The sequence below is a fragment of the Chitinophaga costaii genome, from assembly GCF_900094705.1.
GTDB lineage: Bacteria > Bacteroidota > Bacteroidia > Chitinophagales > Chitinophagaceae > Chitinophaga > Chitinophaga costaii.
Map to the genome: position 1 here is coordinate 376564 of NZ_FMAR01000002.1, position 18396 is coordinate 394959.

Below are 18396 nucleotides of genomic sequence, written 5' to 3' on the forward strand. Positions count from 1 at the left end.
AGCAAATGTGATGAAGAAAATATTCATAGCAATACTCCTGATCGGGTCACTGGCCTCTTGCAAAAAATGGCTGGATGTAAAACCCCAGACACAGATATCCGCAGACGAACTCTTTAATACCGAAGATGGTTTTAAGGAAGCGATCAACGGTATGTACAGCAAAATGGCCACCACAGATATGTTTGGCCGCGAATTATCCGCCGGCCAGTTGGAAGCTGTAGGACAAAGCCTCTACGCCGACCCGCTGACAGACAATAACGGATACCGTCAAAGCCAGTTGTATAATTACAAGAACCAATCATTCATCAACCGGAAAGATAGCATATGGAAAGGTTACTATGCTGTAATCGCCAATGCCAATAACCTGCTGGAACATATAGATGTGCAGAAGAATTTGTTTAAGGGGGTTAACTATAACCTGATCAAAGGCGAGGCACTGGCCTTGCGCGGCTTCTGCCATTTCGATGTGCTTCGGCTATTTGCCAATACTTATTACAACAAAACAGACGGGCAGGGTGTTCCTTACTCCACCAAATTTACCCGCGATGCCTCACCCCTGTACAAGATCAGTGAAGTACTGACCATGGTCACCAAAGACCTTACAGATGCCAAAAACCTGCTGGCAGGCATAGACCCCATCGTGGACAAATCTTATAAGGTAGGGTATGGCAAAGTGGATACCGCCACGGAAAATACCGATCCGGAACTTTTTCACCAGTTTCGCCGCACCCACATCAATTATTACGCAGTATGCGGTGAGCTGGCCCGTGTATACCTCTATGCCGGCGACTATGCCAATGCTTTGAGCAACGCACTGGAAGTAATCAATGCAAATAAATTCCCCTGGTCCGCACAAAGCGATGTGGTAAACGCCAATACCCAACTGCGCGACTGGATCATGTACAAGGAAATTATCTTCGGCATCTATGCGCCCAATGCCAGCTACTCGCTGGACCAATTGCTGGGACAGAATACAACAGGCCTTTACCTGCCGATAGCGGGTGGCGATAATCTCTTCGAAGCCAGCACGTCGGCGGGAGGTAATGACCTGCGTTACAAAACCTGGGTGCAGGTGCAGGCAGGTGCTACCCCTTTCTATAAACTCATGAAGTACTACCGGGATGGAACGTCCAACTTGTACGACCAGATGGTACCGGCCATCCGCCTCAGCGAAATGTACTACATCGCCGCAGAAGCTACTTTCGATCAAAGCCCTTCAGACGCCTGCAACTATTACAATACAGTTCGCTTTAACCGTAATATCGGCGACTCGCTGCAAACTACCAACAAAGACGAATTTCTCCAGGCACTCACTAAAGAAGCCCGTAAGGAATTTATCGGTGAAGGTCAGATATTTTACATGTACAAGCGGTTAAATATGCCCATCATCAGCGTGGCAGGTACGCCCATTGCGGCTACCCCTGCTATCATGACATGGCCTTTCCCGGATGATGAACTCACTTACGCTAACAGATAAAACTCACCTGATGAAGAAACTATTAATATGCGGAATGATCTGTGCAGCGGCTGTTATGAGCGCTTGCAAAAAAGATACGATCAAATCGCTTTATACGTCTACCCCTGGCGTGTATTTCGATTGGAGTGACTCTACCGGCACAGATGCTTCGAGGGTAGATAGCCTGGTGTTTTCCTTTGCCCTTACCCCTGATAGACTCACGGATACAGCCTTATTGCCGGTGCGCATTTCCGGCGATCGTATGAGCAAGGACCGCTACTTTAAACTAGCGCTGGTAGATACCGCTACCACCGCCATATCCGGGCTGCATTTCAAGGCCCTGGAAACCCAGTACACCATGCCCGCAGATTCCGGCATGGTACATGTTCCTGTATATCTCTATGCCAATGATACGGCACTACATAGCAAACAGGTACGCATAAGAATTCAGTTGGTACCCACCAGCGATTTCACCGTAACAGATTCTTCCTATAACGTGGCCAAAATTATCTTCTCCAATATGCTCACCAAACCCACATGGTGGGATATGTGGGGGCAATTGGGCGAGTATTCCCGCGTAAAGTATGAACTGTTTATCCTCACCACGGGGGTTACGGTGATGACACCACCGGCGGATTTCAATAACCAACCCGCTATGATGTATGCACTCAGCACCTTCACTTCCTTCCTGCAAGATCCATTCTCTTTTGTAAGAGATCATCCGGCACTGGACTTTACACTGGAAGTTACAGACGGGGGCGCTTACAATTTCTATAAAACATATTCACCGGAAAAGAAATACCTGCTCTCGCCAGATGCCAGTGGAATTGGGTATCACTTCCACGATGAGAATGGCAACCCGATTTAGTCATCCCTAATCAGCGAACATGAAAAAAAAGCCATTATATATTTTAGTAAGCGGACTGCTACTGCTGGCCGCCTGCGCAAAAGACAAAAGCAATTATAATTACAAGGACATTCCCTCGCCCACAGTTACCGGGCTGGATACTACCTATACCGTGGTGCTAGGAGATAGCCTGATTATAAATCCTTCAATTACTGTCAATACCGGCCCCAATAACTATTCCCTGCACTGGCGAATAGATGTGCCGGAACAATTGAAAAGCCTGAACTTCGATGGCAACGCATTGCGGATGCTGTTTGGACTGGGTGCCAGTACGTATAATGCCCGGCTTACCATTACCGATAATAACAATGGCCAGGAATATTTTCAAACCTTCTCTATTAAGGGCGTCACGCAATTCAGCAAAGGCACTTTAATCCTGAGTACTGTTACAGACCACTCTGTATTATCCTTCCTCACACCCAAAGATTCGCTGGAGTCGGACATCTATACGAAGTTCAATCCTACACCGCTGCCAGCAGGCGGTGCACAACTGGCCGGGCCGCTCAACCACAATTATCTCAACGCCACCGTTGATAAATTTTATATACGTTACACTGGAGATGGTTCCGGCGCATTGCAAATCAGCTCCTCCACCATGGGGCTAATCCGCACCTTTGCCCAAAACTTCTTTGGGCCTCCGCCTGCACTTAATGTACAAGGCCTGTATGAAACCAATTCCGGCACCGTAACCGGCATTTTCAGTGGTAAGGTTTACTGGGCCTATTTGTACACTGCACCGCAGTTCCCGGCATACGGTACCTGGGGCACACCGGTGGGTGCAGGGTACAATATATCTGCACATTTTATCCAAACAGACAGTTACCAGCTTGGTTTCGATGTAGATAAAAAACGTTTTGTACGCTTTGCCGGCGGCATTACCTACCTGGATACCACTTACACCATTCCCATAGGCGATACCTCCTTTAATCCTAAAAACTTGAAAATGGACATGGTGTACCTCACCCGCTTCAGCGATGATAAGTGTTATGCCATCGTAGATAGCGCCGGCAAGAAAAAAGAGCTGCGTTTCGGTATAGGTTTTAATGACGCTAACCCTAACCTGGCACCGGAATCTTCCACCAGGTTTAAAGGAGATAGCCTGGTAACTACCACCACGCTGTGGACATCTTCTCCACTAAACATCGTGTACTTTTCCTCTAACGGTGCGGTGTACAGCTTTAACCTGGACAATAAATTTCTCACCAAACTGGCTACCGACTTTGATGGTCAGCCCATCTCCCTGCTGAAAATAATGGACAGTGGTGCTACCCTGGTAGTAGGCACCCCGGGCAAGCTCAGTTACCTGAACCTATCTACCGGCCATAATGGAGATGTATCCAAAACCATTACCAATATTGTAGGCTCGCCTACAGATATTTTGGTGTTAAACAATTGATTAAACAGATAAGTAAAAACTACAATGAGAAAAAGGATTTTGCTGGCCTGCATGGTTATGCCGTTGGCCGCTTTGGCCCAACAGAAATTTGTGTTAAAAGGAAAGATCGGTACGGCCAATGCACCGGCAAAGGTATACCTGGATCGCCGTCATAACGGCGAAAACTGGCTGGATGCTGCGGAGGTGAAAAACGGTGAATTTACCCTGACTGCACCGATAGACGTGCCTTACCTGGCCATGCTGATGATGGACCACGAGGGAAAGGGTGACCTGGTACCCGGCGGCGACAACGATCACCGGCTACTGTACCTGGAGCCTGGCGTTATTACCATTACCGGTGCAGACAGTGTGGCCACGGCCAGCATTTCCGGCTCAACGCTCAATAAGGAGTACGACCGTTATAACTTGTATATCTCTGCCTACGATTCCTGCATGAAGTATATTAACCGCGACTATGGCGCCGCCACCCAGGAGCAGTTAAAAGATACCTTCTTCATGAAAACGTTAGATGCCCGTTTCCGCCAAGCCGTGATGGTAAGGGAAGTATTGCAGAAAACTTTTATCACCGGCAACCCCGATTCCTACTTCAGTGTGATTGCGCTGAAAGAGCTATCTGTACGCAATAACATGAACCTTCCCGTACTGGAACCCATGTACAATGCCTTATCCGAAAAAGTGCGCAACAGCTCATTCGGTAAAGAATTTAAAGCGACGATGGATAACGAAAAACGCTTGGCCATCGGTTCTCCTGCACCAGACTTTACACAGAACGACGTGAATGGCAAGCCGGTAAAACTTTCCGACTTCCGGGGCAAATATGTGCTGCTGGATTTCTGGGCCTCCTGGTGTGGTCCCTGCCGCGCAGAAAGCCCCTATGTGCTGGCGGCTTATGAGCATTTTAAACAAAAAAACTTTAGCGTGTTAAGTGTTTCGCTAGACAAGCAGGGCCAGAAAGATGCGTGGCTGGATGCTATCCAAAAAGATGGTGTTCAGGCTTTCACCCATGTGTCTGATCTTAAGTACTGGGACAATGCAGCCGCCCGTCAATACGGTATTAGTGCGGTGCCCTCCAATTTTCTGATTAACCCGGAAGGCAAAATCATTGCCCGCAACCTGCGGGGTGAAAATTTGGAAAAACAACTTACTACGCTGATCAAATAGAAGATTATCCATTGTTTGCTAAGAAAAACGGCGGTGGCTTCGATAAAAGATCGGGCAGCCGTTTTTGTTTGGTATCATCACCTGTGTTAATACAGCAAAGGCCCGGCGCAATGCCGGGCCTTTTGCAATGGTAAGCGTGCTTTAAAATTCTACGCTTGTGTAGCCGGTGGTGTTTCCTGCGCGCCGCTTCTGGCCTGCACTTCCTCCAGCAAACGTAGCCCCAGCAAACCGCTGATCGGGCCATTGGCCCCATCGCCTCCACCGCCAATCAGTACATCCGGCATAATTTTGATCTGCTGGGCGCCGATGGCTTCCATTACTTTCAGTTGTGTGAAGTTTTGCCCACCCATGGCATCCACAGCCAGTTTATAAGAGGTAGCACTGCTCTTACCGATGGCCAGTATCTTCTCTGCTTCCGCATTACCGGTGGCGGATATACGTTCTGCTTCCGCCTTGGCCTGCCATTCGGTACGGTCGGCTTCCGCGCGGGCCAGCAACCTTACTTTTTCGGCCTCGCCGCTGGCCAGTAAACGCAGGCGGTCTGCTTCCGCCGTGGCCTGTAAACGCACAGAGTTGGCATCACCTGTGGCCTTTTTAACAGAGGCATCAGCTATTCTTTCTGCAATTAATACACCCTGGTCTGCCTTCACAATCTCTTTCTGTATTTCGGCAATGGCCGTTTCTTTTTCCAACAACTGGCGAGTTTCCTGCGCCATTTTCTGCGTGTCGTAGGTTACCTTTTGTTCTTCGGCTAGCTTACGGTCTGTGAGGGTTTTCATCAGGCTTTCCGGTGGTACAATGTCGCCGATCAGAGTGTCTACCCCATGTACGTTATATTGTTCCAGTACGCGGCCTATGTGGAGGCGGGCAGACTCCTGGCGTTCCTTACGGCTTTTCAGGAAGTCGATGGCGTCTGCATCCTGCGCCGAGTTACGGAAGTAGTTGCCAATAGTAGGCTCCAGCACCTGCGTTACCAGGTTGCTCATGTTCCCGAAGCGGGCAATTACTTTCGGCGCTTCCGGGCTGGGAATGTGAATGATCTGCGACACATCCAGCGTAAACGTAAACCCGTCTTTAGAACGCACCGTAATGGTAGACAGGTTTTTGTCCAGTTGGTGCGCTTCACTGCGGGCAGAGGCCCAGTTCAGCACCAGGTTAGTAGTAGGCACCATTTCCACTTTCATGATGTATGGATTAATGGGGTACTTACCTGGCCCCAGCGGTTCGGCCCATACGCCTTTGAAACTCTTGGCCACAATGTTACCATGTTTAAATTCCTTGCCGCTCAGGTCTACACCTTCATCACCCACGAAAGAAATTACCACGCCTGCATGACCAATAACGATCTCCGTCATCCGCACCATTTCCACGGTGGCAAACCAGGGGTTTAGGAAGTAAGAGCCGGAGAGGATCACCTGCTCCTGTAGGCCCTTATAGCCACCATTGTCCAGGAAGGCGTCCACATCCTGGTAGTTGGTGTGCTGCGCTACGATCTTACCAGCTATCATGCCCTGGTCCAGCGATTGCCCTTCCAGGGTGGTTACAATACCCACCGCATTGTCTGGAATGGAGGTCATGCCTACAATCTCCACGTCAAACAGGTAGGTGTTGATACGATAAGAGCCGGGCGTCATAATGGCCGTTTGCCGGCCTTTGCGGCCACCGTTTTGCAGGAAGGCCAGGGCGTCCTGGAAGGAGTCGCAAGGTACTTTGCGGGCCAGGATAGCCCCCGTTTCCAACTCGGCACCGTCTTTAGCCAGCACCAGGCCAATCATGCCGGTAGGAATTACGGTAAAGGGCTGGAAAGTAACGGTGTACTGCCATATCCATTTCTTGAAATACACGCCGGGAGCCAGCGTCTGGGCCTGGAAACCAGCCTCACCGCCAGTAGCAATGATACGCCCTTCGGGCAATGCCTGCTTACCAACCAGCTTAAACTTTTTCTTCACCAGGCCGATCTGGTCTTCCGGTACAATGATAACGCCAAAGCATATACGAAGAATTAATTTGTAAAGTACCAGGCATAAAAGCAGTGCGCAGCCCATAAGGCTCCACTGCAAAACAGCGGATGTATGCATAGTGTGTTTTTAATTGATGATGAAAGGAAATAGGTATATAAAGTTGGCCACAGCCATTATATTGCCATGGCAGATTATGCCAGTGCATTGCAAAAGGAACGGTAGAAAGTTTTGTCGGGACTTTTACGTTGTGCAGGGAAAACGGGGCGGTGCTTTTTCAAATGATGTTGCTACCAAAGCGAGGGAAAAAGTAGCACGCTTACTGTCAGATTTCATCGTAATAAAATTACCACACAAAGTTTATATCTTTTTTTATTCCACGCAAATAATTCTGTAATGCAAACGTTTGTTTGAAACGCTTTATGGGTGGGTGTTTCGGGTCATCAATGGCTTATCAATCAATTAATTCCAGGGGTGCAAAACCGGTGTGAAAACCGCCGAAAATATTTTTGCAACGTAGTTACAAGCAGGATTTCCACACCTGCAATAAAACGGTTACCATGGTTGCGCAAAAGGCTACCCTTATTATTTTTTTAAAATGCCGCGCAGCACTGGCAGCCTGCCATCTATCGGTTCGGGTATTTTCAGTCCTAACATATACGCCACCAGCGGATACACATGCACGTTGGCGAAGCTGGCAATGCGCAGGCCCTGTTTAAAGGCAGGCCCCCAGGCCAGGAAAATGGCCTGCATTTCCGGTGTGTTATTATCGTAGCCATGATGGCCAATGGAAGTATGGATATGGGTGCGGTGGTCATCAAAAATATAACCGGGATCTGCCAGGGCAATCACGTCGCCAATACGGTGATAGCGGTCTTCCTGGCCATAGTGCCAGCGAAGGGGCGTTTCTTTTTTGCGGTACACAGTGTAGTGAGTAGCCTGTTTTTTCAGCGATGCATACAGGCTATCCAGTTGTGACTTGCTTTGGCTGTAAAACAGCAGCTTTTCATTGCCGGACTGTAACTGAATGCTGTCGCCCTGGTAAAAATTTACTGCTATCTTGTGCAGCGTGTCTACGGTCTTCATGCCGTGGTCAGATACCACCAGGTAATTTACCGGCAGGTGCAGCTGTGCTACCGCAGCCACCATTTTACCAATGCTTTCGTCTACATACTGTACCATCTCCCGGGTACTGTCTGCATCCGGGCCGGCGTAATGGCCGGCATGATCCACTTGCGGGAAATAAAAAGTAATGAGGTGGGGACGCACTGCTTCCGGAAGGCGCAGCCACTCCACTACCTGCTGTATACGCCGTTCTGTAGACACTTTTTCGTTGTACTTAAAAAAGTAGGTGGGTGGCGTATGTTGAATATTACTTTCGGAGCCTACCCAGAAATAGCTGGCGCTCACCATATGTTGCTTTTCGGCCAGTACCCACAGCGGGTTACCGTGGTACCAACTGCTATCGTTCACCGTGTTGTAGTCGTTCATTTTGTACACCTGGTTGCGCTGGCGGTCATAGAAATTGTTGTCTACCAACCCATGATGTGCCGGGTATAGGCCAGTTACCAGGGTATAATGGTTAGAAAAGGTAAGCGATGGAAAGCTGGGTTGCATGCTGGCGGCGCGCACCCCTGTAGCGGAGAGGCGTTGCAGATTCACGGCCCCATATTTTTGGAAGTAATCATAACGCCAGCCATCGATCGATATCATGATCACATAAGGCTTCCGTTGTTGCGCAGGACTATTGTGCCTGCCCGCCACTATGTGTTGGGTGGTGTCCTGGGCGTATACGGTGGAAATGGCAATAAGGTTAGTTAGCAGCAACGTTATGCAATGTTTCTTCCACATAAAGCAGTAATATTTTCCAGTCGTAAAGGTACATGCATTGATCTTTCCGTCATATTATAAGTAGGTTAATACCGGTAGCCTACTTTTTATTTACTTTGCACCACAAAAATTCCCCTTATGGCTAACGCAGACGCAGCTAAGAAAGCCGCCGGTATCAGGGCGGTGGATTTTATTGAGAACGGGATGAAAGTAGGCTTGGGTACTGGCTCTACGGCCTACTGGGCCATTATGGAAATTGGCAACCGGGTGCGGCAGGGCCTCCAGATCAGCGCCATTGCCACCTCCGTGCAGTCGGAAGAACTGGCCCGGGAGCAGCAGATACCCCTTCTTACTTTCACAGCATTTGACTACCTGGATATAGACATCGATGGGGCCGACGAGGTGGATGAAAACCTCCAGCTTACCAAAGGCGGGGGTGGGGCCTTGCTGCGGGAGAAAATTATTGCCAGCGCCAGCCGCAAACTTATCGTGGTGGCAGACGAACATAAATTTGTGCCACACCTGGGTGCCTTTCCCCTCCCGGTTGAGGTTACGCCTTTCGGCTGGGAGTACACTTTTCGCCAGCTAACCGCCATGAGTGGCCGGCCTAAACTGCGCCAGAAAGATGGCAAAACATTCATCACCGACAACGGAAACTACATTGCCGATTGTAATTTTGGCATCATTAAAAATCCAAAATCGCTGGAAACCCTGCTGAATGCCATTCCCGGCGTGGTAGAAAATGGCTTGTTCGTAGATCGTACCAATATCCTGGTGCTGGGTTTTGAGGATGGAACCACGAAAATATTGTCTAAATAAAACCAGCCTCCAATCGTGGCACGTATCGTGCAAACGTTTTACTCAAAATACTAGGTGCAATGAAAGCAATTACCGTAGCCGATTTCGGCATGCAGCCCATATTGTCGGACATGCCTAAACCCACCGCAGGCCAGGGACAACTGCTAGTAAAACTAGCCGCTGCCAGCGTAAACCCCTACGATTGGAAAGTGATAGACGGCCTTTTAAAAGGGCATGTCCAGCACGACTTCCCCTTCATTCCCGGCTCCGATGGCGCAGGTACTATAGAAGCCCTGGGCGAATGCGTAAGCGGCCACCAGGTTGGCGATAAGATTTATGGACAATTCTTTACCACCCCCCTGGGCCACGGCAGTTATGCCGAATATGTGGTGGTGCCACAGGAGGGCGCCTTGGATACGGTGCCCCAGAATATTTCCCTGGAAGATGCTGCTGCACTGCCCACCGCTGCCATGACGGCCAACGCCCTGGTGGTACGCACCGGCCTGGAAGATGGCCCCATCGTATTTATAGTAGGCGCTACAGGCGGGGTAGGCAGCTTTGCTGTACAGATAGCCGCCGGTAAGGGCTTGCAGGTGATTGCCACCGCCAGCCCTGCAGCGGCAGAAAATATAAAGCAGCTGGGCGCCACCGTGATCATAGACCATACCCAGGGCAATATTGTAGACCAGCTAAAAGAAAAGTATCCGCAAGGCATAGATGCCCTGATCGATATGGTAAGCGATAAAGAAACCTTTGCAGCACTAGCCACCCAGGTGAAACCCGGCGGTTATGCCCTCACCACTGTATTTGTGGCCGATGAAAAAGCGTTAGAGAAACAAGGTATTACCGGTGAAAATTTTGAACTACAGGCCAATGCCAATGCCTTGCAGGTGATTACCCAATTGGTGGAATCCGGTGCCCTCAAACTGCCACCCATTCAGAAAGTACCATTGGAAAAAGCCCCGGAAGCCCTGGCACAGAGCCGCTCCGGGAAAACGAAGGGGAAATTGGTCATAACAATAGGGGAATAAATACGGGATACTATATTTCAATCCAGCTTACTACTTCTTCTAAAAAGCGTTGGTCAGTTGTATCAAATGCATCCAGCGCAGCACTGTCTACATCCAGTACGCCACGCACTTCCCCATGGCGGATAATGGGTACTACGATCTCGGAGCGGGAAAGGCTGCTGCAGGCAATGTGCCCTGGAAATTTTTCCACATCCGGTACAATCAATGTATGCTGCTCGGCCCAGCTACTGCCACATACGCCCCGGCCCTTGCGAATGCGGGTGCAGGCCACCGGTCCCTGGAAAGGTCCCAACACCAGCTCTTCAGATTTTACAAGATAAAAACCCACCCAGAACCATCCAAACTGCTCCCGGAGCGCCCCTGCTATATTGGCCAGATTGGCCACCAGGTCTGGCTCACCCGTGATCAAGGCCTTAATCTGGGGCAATAGCGCTTCGTATTGCGCCACCTTACTGCCGGTGGCAATCTGTAAGTCTTCCGCCATGTTATAGTAATATTGCTTGGCAAAAATAAGATTAATAATGGGTTCAAAATTTCTCTCCCTATCTCCCGGAGTTGGAGGTAAAGTAAAGATATAGTGCTTCTAGTAACGTATAGCAAGTTCCCCGCTGATCACGCTTCCGCCGAATCGGAATGTTCCTGCAACATGCTGCGGTATTGATTTAAGATCGCAGATTTCGATATAAACCCTACTAGTTGCCGGTCTTTTATCACCGGAAGGTCCCATACCTGGGCTTTCTCTAATTTATCTACCGCCGTTACTATGCTGTCGTCTGCCAGCACAACGGCCTGTGTGGGTTTCATGATCTGCTTTACAATAAGTTTATCATACAGGTCGGGGTTAAACATGATGGGGCGCAGCTCGTCCAGGGTTACCAGGCCTTCCAGTTGGCCGCCAGGTGTTACTACTGCAATGATATTGCGGTGTCCCTTTTTCAGCAATTCTATCACTTCCCGCAGGCGGGCAGAAGAAGTGATCGTCTGCACATCGGTTTCTATCATCGATTCCAGTTTCAGCAGCGACAAAATATTTTTATCATGCTCGCGGGTGAAGATTTTGCCCTGCATGGCCAGGTCCTGCATTTCCGGGGAAATAGGCGAAAACCATTTTACCACCAGGAAAGCGATCACCGTTACCATCATCAGCGGGATAAAAAGATCATAACCGGAACTGGCTTCCGCAATCAGGAATATTGCCGTGAGCGGGGCATACATTACGCCGCTCATCACACCCGCCATGCCCACCAATACCAGGTTAGTTACCGGGATGGTTTGTACGCCTAGCGTGTGGCAGATCACCGCAAAAAAGTAGCCGAGAAAAGCACCCGAAAACAGCGAAGGTGCAAAGTTGCCCCCATTGCCTCCACTCTGTATGGTAACCGCTGCAGAGAAGGCTTTCAACAAACATACACAGCCGGTAAAAAGCAATACCATCCAGCTTTCCAGGGGCAGGTAGCGGAGAAAACTATGTTCAATCATATTCTGCGCATTGCCAGCAGCCAGTTCTTTTACGGTGGTATAACCTTCGCCAAAGAGCGGTGGCATCAGCACGCAGGCTACCGATAAAAAAATGCCTCCCAGGGCCGCTTTTCGCACCGGCGTGAGTTTCAATTTATGGAAAAACCGCTCTGTCATCCCGGCCATCAGCACGTAATAACGCGCATATAACCCACACAGGATGCCCAGCCCCAGGTAAAAAATAATGTTGTGATAATTGAACGGCTGCCGCGATTCAAAGTGAAAAAGCACTTCTTCCTGCAAGATCACCTTCGACAACAGGCTTCCGCACACCGCCGACACAATGAGGGGGATAAAGTCGGAAAATACCACCCCGGTCAGCAGGATCTCGAAAGCGAACATCATGCCCGCAATGGGTGCATTAAAGGCCGATGCAATGCCGGCCGTAGCGCCCGCCGCCAGCAACAAAGTGCGTTCTTTATAACCCAGGTGATACGTGCGCGCGTAGTTAGACCCAATGGCAGCCCCCGTCACCGCAATCGGGCTTTCCAACCCCGCCGATCCGCCCAGGCCCACCGTTACGGCGCTCTGGATGATCTGCGAATACATTTTTACCGGAGGAATAAAACTGCTGTTCTGCGCAATCTCGTACAAAATAGCTGGTATCCCTTTGCGCGCCTGCCCCTGGAAAAACCATTTCACAATTAACGTGGTTAGTACAATACCCAGAAATGGAAATACCAGATAAAAGACCACCTGTGTGCTAAAATGTACCTTGTAGGTAATAAAATAGTGGATATAATGCACGAGCATTTTAAGCACTACCCCCGCCATTCCTGCGGTGCAACCTACCAGAATACCTGAAAAAATAAGGAATTGGGTACGGGTTAGTTTATTATGCAGCCAGTGCATAACGATCTCATAGCCTTTTACTTTGCGCAGGCTGTATCGTTGAAAGTCGCGTTTGTACTTCAAAAAAGCATGGAATTTCCGAAGGCGGCTAAAATGGCTCATGCGGGCAAAGATAAGACAATGAAAAAAAAGAAGCAGGGATGTCTATAGCTATAGGTGCCATTGTAACCACATGCCCAGTAGGATATACCACAACAAATAATTTCCCAGGCGCATGGAAAGAGAGGCCAGCAAGCCGGCATTTTTATAAAACAGGGCCTGTATCATATTAAAAACAAAGTGCAGCACATACATAGTTACCATCAGGGCGGGCGGGGCCTTTACTATCAGCTGGTAGGGGGCCGCCACAGCACATAGCGCCGCCACTATCCAAAAGGCGAGTGGGGTACGGCCTGCCGTAAGTTGCCGGTGTCCCAGGAGTGATAGCAGGATGGTAAATGGCAGTAGCCGGTAAATTACCTCCAGGTAAATAGCATCTGCTACAAAATAAAGGAAGGAATATGGAAAGGGTTGTAAAAACGAAGGCAGGAGCTGGCCCGTTGCAGGCAGCCGTATGAAATGGAGCGCCAAAAGGTCTGCCAGGGCAAATGCTATTCCCACTACAAAGGGCGCCAGGAAACGATGTTGCTGGCTCACCCGTATGTCCAGTAGCGTGGGCAGCCCGGCCAGGTGCTGGTAGGGCACGGCAAAAAAGCCTAGGAAAACCACAGCCAACGCCTCCCCTTCAAACAGGCGCAGGGCCTGGTGGCCGGTGGGCAGCAGCCTGCCAGCCACAAAGGCCACCAGACACCACCCCAGCAGGATCAGGTAAATCACCAAAGATCTTCTTTCATTCATATGCACTATAAAGAATGGGTCGTAAAATGCGGGAAAAAGCAGGTTGAGCTGCGGAGTGATCGTTAAGATAATAACAATTTCCGGCCCGCTTAAAAATTTATTTGGAAAGAATATTTTTGCTCGTATATTTGTCTACCAATTCGATAGACTATCGGCAAACGGTAGTTATCAAGTTCTTTCATCACTATTATGTTCGTATGCTGCTGCCGCCTATCCAGGCAGCACTTACGCCAAGAATAGCCAGGCTGTGGGTGTTGGTGCACGGTATTAATTTATTGGTGGTAAATTTTTTAGTCCTGTATCACCCCGCACGCTCCTGGCACAATCTCCCAAACGTATTTTATACATCAAGGACCAACCATTCTTTATAGTGATTCCTACAGCTTTTCTTTTTGCTTAATATATGCATTGCTATCGGCAGCAGCAGGGTATTGCTTGTCCTGTATGCTGCTTTTTTATTCTTCTTCTACAAGTGGAATGAATGCATATACCTGATCGTTCAGGTATCGCCCGCCGGGATGATTGGCGGTATAATCCAGGTTAATCCAATATTCCCCTTTCATTTCGTGGTAGGTCAGCTCTTTTACCGGTGGGTGGTTAAAAAGCAGTACAATGGCCTGTTTCAGCACTTCAAAGTTTTCTTTATTACCACAATACATTTCAGGATAAGCATGTCCCTTGATAAGCACAATGCGGCAGCGTGCCCCAATGCTTTGCAAGCAACTGGCCATGAGGATGGAATGATCGTCGCAGTCGCCCCCCAGCCCATTGTGGATGGTTTCCATCGGGGTGGCAAAGTAATCGTCCCGGTAAGTATCTTTTACATATTTAAAATGACCGTTAATGTATTTAAAGAGGGAGAGGTAGCGCACTATATTGCCATATTTGCCGAAATACGCATCGAAATTTTCCAGGGAGTGCTGCACGGAGAAATTACGTACCAGGGAATCTTTAAAATTGATCTTCTCCCGGATGCCCACCACGGTGAGGTCGCGGTAATTTAACACCCGGCGGGGGTAGTAACTGAGAATGTCGTACTGTTTTTTGTCGTTGGTACCCCAATTGCCCTGCACCATGCCCTGGTAGTCGTTTACCACGTTGGTGAAAGAATAATTGTGGGTGAAGGAATTAAACACCAGCACCCCGCACATCAGTACAAATGCCGGGATAATGAGCGGCTTAAAAATCCATAATAACAGGCGGGTAAATAAAAAGGCAATGAAAACAGACAGCAGGAGGTCCCAGTGGAACCCGCCGGCAGTAAGTGGGGGCAGAAAGCGGTTCAGGTAGGGTGCCAGCGGCAATATCGTGAGAAGGCTCAACAAATTGAGCAGGAACTGCTGCGCCCAGGTGTATTTACTTTGATCTAATCCCATGCTGCCTCATACAGCTATAAAAGTATGCCAATGTTTTTTGGCGGAAACGTTAAAAAAAAACGGCTTAATAATTCAGGAGCTTTATGTGGTCTTGTTTAAAAGAAGTGCTTTTCCGCACCAGTTCTATTTGCTGCTGTATTTCTTTATACTGCTTTTCCATTTGCAGTTGTTTATACAATTTGCTGAGCAACTGATAATTTAGCAGCGATAGTATTTTAAAGTCCAGTTTATGCAGGCATTCCATGGCATGTTCGGCCAGTCTTACGGCTTTGTTGTATTCTTTTTTATGAAAGAAAATAGAGGCCTGTATTACCTTTTGCAATACCTCCGTATAACGGCCAATGAAATACTGGCTTTGGTATTGCTTTAACACCAGGCCCACATGCCGGCTAAGCCGTTCGGCTTTTAAGACATCACCCATGTTAAGGTAAGCCTCCGCCAGCCGGCAGATGACTGACAGCCGGAAAGGATCGGTTTTTTTTAAAAGCAGGTGAGGCACGTGCTGGAATAACTGTTGCCCAAATTGCTGCTGGGTTTCGTTATCACCCAGTATAAGGAATACAGTACTCAGACAGCGGTACACAATTTCCTGGCTACAGGTCATAGGCCGTTGCAGGTCTTCCCAGTAGTAAGGGAACTGGTATATTTTGGTCAAAACCGTTTCATCGGAAATGCCAAATTTCATGTATTCATATATAAATAACGCAATTTCATACGGATTAATCCAGAGATGCTCCAGTGTAATTTCCTGATTGCAAATCTTTTTGAGCTGGCTCAATTCTAATTCACACTGCTCTGCATCCAGTTGCACCAGGGAAGTTATGAACAGGATGAAACGGATGCGCAGTTTATCTTCCGGCGATTCTACCAGGGTAAGCAGGGCATTCAGCACCTTGCGTTTGCGAAACTGGAAAATATCTTCACTGATATAATCGCTGATTGGGTGTTTTTTGAAATAGCCGGTTGGAAAAATGGCTTTCAATTCGTGATGGCCCTTGCTTTCGTGCTGATAATGCAGGGCCAGGTATTCCAGCAACAACGATTTTTCTACCGGCATTAGCGGCACCTGAAAAATGTATTGAATGCTCTGGATCTGCTGCTGGTTAATGGCAAAGCGTAGCAGCCATTTAAACACCTCTACGCGGAAAGTAGAGTGGGGGAAATGCTGCAATACCTCTATTACCAGCGCTTCCGTAATTTGTTGGTTATTGTCCTGCAGGTATTTCATGGCCGTGAAATACTCCAGTAAAAAATTGTGGGCAAACCGCACCTTTACATTAAACATAACCTCCTGGCTAAGATTTTCTTCCACCAGGATATTATCGGCCAATAATTCTTTGTAAGCAGGGAAAAGGTCCAGGTGTTGGTTCAGCAAAAGACTTTTGTCGGTATACAATCCATGGCGGCCCATGTCTAGCAGTGACAACATTTTATCGATAATACGGATCTTGAAATTATTACTGGGACTATTGAACAGCCTTTGTTGCACAAATTTAGAAATGATCTCAAACAAGCTGAGATTTTCGTCCACAAAATTCTTTTCGGCATCGACATTCAGTTGGCAAAATATCTGTAGATAATAAGGATGGCGTAAACGTTGCAGGAACTGCTCACTGAAAGTACGTACCGTAGCGGGATCAAACTGGTAATTATATAATACTGTCTTCACTTCCTGTTCGGTAAGGGGCGGTAAGTTGATGCTGGTCTCTTCCTCCATTTCCTGTCCGAGATACCAATAGCGCCGAAAGGCGGGATATTGTTGAGAATGTTGGAAAATGTCGGACCAGGTGCTGGAACGGATGGAAAGAATCACTTTCACCCAGGGATAGCAATCGTTTGAGTATACAAAGTCTTCCAGTTTGGAATATAATACGCGAAGTTTATCGCCAGCCACCGAGATCTCGTCGAAACCATCGATGATCAATAATAGGCGGCCACCTTTATCTTTAAAATGCTCGGAAAAATATTCGCGGAGGTTTTCGCCGGCCCCCAGGTTAAGTTGGTTGTCCAGCCAGGTAGAAAGAGAAAAGCCCTTAAGTAAAAGACTGCCCGCTGCATGGGCGTGGATGAACCAGCAGATGTCTTGTTTATAGCGGGCGTCGCGGCCAAACCAGAAATGTTCCGCTACATGCACCAGCGCAATGGATTTGCCCCAACCGGAGGGGGCAATAAGGGCCGTAGCGGTGTAGTCACTTTCCAGGAAACGCTCTACATGTGCAAAACAATATTGCCGGGCTGCTGTTTGCTGGAATGGCACACCTGAGCGGTTCTTCAGCGTAAGCAGGGTGTAGTGGGATACTGCATCTGCCTTGGCTTTCAGGGTGGCCCATTTGGTACTTTCCGCTATAGGTGCCCCATGCACTTGCTGGATATGTTGATGTTGAAAATCTTCCCAGTCTTTGTAGCAACAATATTGGGAAAGGGTGTTGAGCGTATAACGGGAGAAGCTGTGTTGGGCTACGGCAAATCCGAAAACGCGCTTTAACGTGGTTTCACTGACTAATTTAGTCGTCGCATCCAAGATCGATTGAGATAGGTGTTTACAATCTGCCGGAAGGATCACTTCCGAACCAAATTTGCGCAACACCTCCTTCTGGAGCGTTATGATAAAGTCATAGGATAGATCTATCATAGGGTACAGTGCAAGGAGTTTTAGTGATTGAGTTAGTTACGTGTATGCTTGACAATCTGGATTTTTTATTGTTCGGAATGAATGAAATGAACAAGGGTTTTTTATAGCTAAATACACCCCAGGATATAGGCATGCACTTTAGCACCAACAATACATATGTTGATTATAATATATTTGTAACAATCTCTTTTGTAAGCTGGGTTTTCGGGAGCACTTACAGGATGTAATAAAACTACGACAAGTTTTTATTTTATAATAAATTTTTTTGAGGGCAAAAGACTAACTAAAATGCTGTATGGTCGCGGTAATAGGCTTCAAGATCCTTTATAAACCAAGTAGTAACATATCCCAACAATTAAGACAAACGTAGCAGATTATTTGCGGAAGCGGTTCGGTACGCTATTGGGCTGCACAAGATAAATTTATAACTACTTGAAAAACAGTTTGTTAATAATTTCGGTTATATGTCAACCATCTATTCCTCCCCTATATTGCTGCCCTTGATGCTGCTTGTTTTGCCATTGAATGAACAAGAATGAATAATTTAAAAACGCACTGAACAATTATGAATAAGTTACTTGCTGAATGAATGAAAAGGGATGCAACTAAACGAATTGAGTCGTTTACTTTTGGTTTAACACGAG

General features: G+C 48.0%; 13 protein-coding genes. 6 read left to right on the forward strand and 7 right to left on the reverse strand.

The features are described from left to right. The first annotated feature begins 10 nt into the window (after positions 1 to 10). The 4 genes from GA0116948_RS04710 to GA0116948_RS04725 are packed head-to-tail and all read left to right on the forward strand — an operon-like array spanning position 11 to position 4920. A complete protein-coding gene (locus GA0116948_RS04710; protein WP_089709450.1) occupies positions 11 to 1477 on the forward strand; it encodes a RagB/SusD family nutrient uptake outer membrane protein in 1467 nt (488 codons plus the stop codon). A gap of 10 nt (positions 1478 to 1487) precedes the next feature. Next, positions 1488 to 2324, forward strand: a complete 837-nt coding sequence (locus tag GA0116948_RS04715; RefSeq protein ID WP_165798407.1) for a DUF4843 domain-containing protein — start codon at positions 1488 to 1490, stop codon at positions 2322 to 2324. A 19-nt stretch (positions 2325 to 2343) separates the two neighbouring features. Beyond that, positions 2344 to 3759: a PKD-like family lipoprotein gene (locus GA0116948_RS04720; protein WP_089709452.1), complete on the forward strand. Its 1416-nt coding sequence runs from the start codon at positions 2344 to 2346 to the stop codon at positions 3757 to 3759. Between the two features lie 24 nt (positions 3760 to 3783). Further along, complete coding sequence (locus GA0116948_RS04725; protein WP_089709453.1) at positions 3784 to 4920, forward strand: TlpA disulfide reductase family protein; 1137 nt, start codon at positions 3784 to 3786, stop codon at positions 4918 to 4920. Positions 4921 to 5069: 149 nt separating this feature from the next. Here GA0116948_RS04725 and GA0116948_RS04730 read toward each other — a convergent pair whose 3' ends face one another. Both GA0116948_RS04730 and GA0116948_RS04740 read right to left on the reverse strand, forming a co-directional pair. Further along, a complete protein-coding gene (locus tag GA0116948_RS04730) occupies positions 5070 to 6998 on the reverse strand; it encodes an SPFH domain-containing protein (RefSeq protein ID WP_089709454.1) in 1929 nt (642 codons plus the stop codon). Between the two features lie 465 nt (positions 6999 to 7463). Then, positions 7464 to 8729 carry an alkaline phosphatase family protein gene (locus GA0116948_RS04740; protein WP_089709456.1) on the reverse strand — a complete coding sequence of 422 codons (1266 nt, stop codon included), beginning with the start codon at positions 8727 to 8729 and terminating at the stop codon, positions 7464 to 7466. 117 nt (positions 8730 to 8846) lie between these two features. Here GA0116948_RS04740 and rpiA point away from each other — a divergent pair, with 117 nt between their 5' ends. Continuing rightward, positions 8847 to 9527, forward strand: a complete 681-nt coding sequence (gene rpiA, locus GA0116948_RS04745) for a ribose-5-phosphate isomerase RpiA (protein ID WP_089709457.1) — start codon at positions 8847 to 8849, stop codon at positions 9525 to 9527. A 59-nt stretch (positions 9528 to 9586) separates the two neighbouring features. Next, positions 9587 to 10537 (forward strand): NADP-dependent oxidoreductase, encoded by a 951-nt coding sequence (locus GA0116948_RS04750; RefSeq protein ID WP_089709458.1) that lies wholly within the window; start codon positions 9587 to 9589, stop codon positions 10535 to 10537. A 10-nt stretch (positions 10538 to 10547) separates the two neighbouring features. Here the strand turns inward: GA0116948_RS04750 and GA0116948_RS04755 are convergent, their stop codons facing one another. From GA0116948_RS04755 to GA0116948_RS04775, 5 genes are all read right to left on the reverse strand, one after another. Next, complete coding sequence (locus GA0116948_RS04755; RefSeq protein WP_089709459.1) at positions 10548 to 11021, reverse strand: GAF domain-containing protein; 474 nt, start codon at positions 11019 to 11021, stop codon at positions 10548 to 10550. Positions 11022 to 11149: 128 nt separating this feature from the next. Then, positions 11150 to 12970, reverse strand: a complete 1821-nt coding sequence (locus GA0116948_RS04760) for a chloride channel protein (protein ID WP_240619176.1) — start codon at positions 12968 to 12970, stop codon at positions 11150 to 11152. An 87-nt stretch (positions 12971 to 13057) separates the two neighbouring features. Further along, on the reverse strand, positions 13058 to 13744 hold the full coding sequence (locus tag GA0116948_RS04765; protein WP_089709461.1) for a hypothetical protein: 687 nt from the start codon (positions 13742 to 13744) through the stop codon (positions 13058 to 13060). Positions 13745 to 14199: 455 nt separating this feature from the next. Then, complete coding sequence (locus GA0116948_RS04770) at positions 14200 to 15120, reverse strand: transglutaminase domain-containing protein (RefSeq protein WP_089709462.1); 921 nt, start codon at positions 15118 to 15120, stop codon at positions 14200 to 14202. A 64-nt stretch (positions 15121 to 15184) separates the two neighbouring features. Further along, entirely contained in the window at positions 15185 to 17752 is a 2568-nt protein-coding gene (locus GA0116948_RS04775) for an NACHT domain-containing protein (protein ID WP_089709463.1), read from the reverse strand. Positions 17753 to 18396: the final 644 nt, after the last annotated feature.

What these genes read in the sequence shown, in the direction of transcription:
- GA0116948_RS04710 (WP_089709450.1), top strand. Translation starts at nt 11, where the DNA reads ATGAAGAAAATATTCATAGCAATACTCCTGATCGGGTCACTGGCCTCT.
- GA0116948_RS04715 (WP_165798407.1), top strand. Translation starts at nt 1,488, where the DNA reads ATGAAGAAACTATTAATATGCGGAATGATCTGTGCAGCGGCTGTTATG.
- GA0116948_RS04720 (WP_089709452.1), top strand. Translation starts at nt 2,344, where the DNA reads ATGAAAAAAAAGCCATTATATATTTTAGTAAGCGGACTGCTACTGCTG.
- GA0116948_RS04725 (WP_089709453.1), top strand. Translation starts at nt 3,784, where the DNA reads ATGAGAAAAAGGATTTTGCTGGCCTGCATGGTTATGCCGTTGGCCGCT.
- GA0116948_RS04730 (WP_089709454.1), bottom strand. Translation starts at nt 6,998, where the DNA reads ATGCATACATCCGCTGTTTTGCAGTGGAGCCTTATGGGCTGCGCACTG.
- GA0116948_RS04740 (WP_089709456.1), bottom strand. Translation starts at nt 8,729, where the DNA reads ATGTGGAAGAAACATTGCATAACGTTGCTGCTAACTAACCTTATTGCC.
- rpiA (WP_089709457.1), top strand. Translation starts at nt 8,847, where the DNA reads ATGGCTAACGCAGACGCAGCTAAGAAAGCCGCCGGTATCAGGGCGGTG.
- GA0116948_RS04750 (WP_089709458.1), top strand. Translation starts at nt 9,587, where the DNA reads ATGAAAGCAATTACCGTAGCCGATTTCGGCATGCAGCCCATATTGTCG.
- GA0116948_RS04755 (WP_089709459.1), bottom strand. Translation starts at nt 11,021, where the DNA reads ATGGCGGAAGACTTACAGATTGCCACCGGCAGTAAGGTGGCGCAATAC.
- GA0116948_RS04765 (WP_089709461.1), bottom strand. Translation starts at nt 13,744, where the DNA reads ATGAATGAAAGAAGATCTTTGGTGATTTACCTGATCCTGCTGGGGTGG.
- GA0116948_RS04770 (WP_089709462.1), bottom strand. Translation starts at nt 15,120, where the DNA reads ATGGGATTAGATCAAAGTAAATACACCTGGGCGCAGCAGTTCCTGCTC.
- GA0116948_RS04775 (WP_089709463.1), bottom strand. Translation starts at nt 17,752, where the DNA reads ATGATAGATCTATCCTATGACTTTATCATAACGCTCCAGAAGGAGGTG.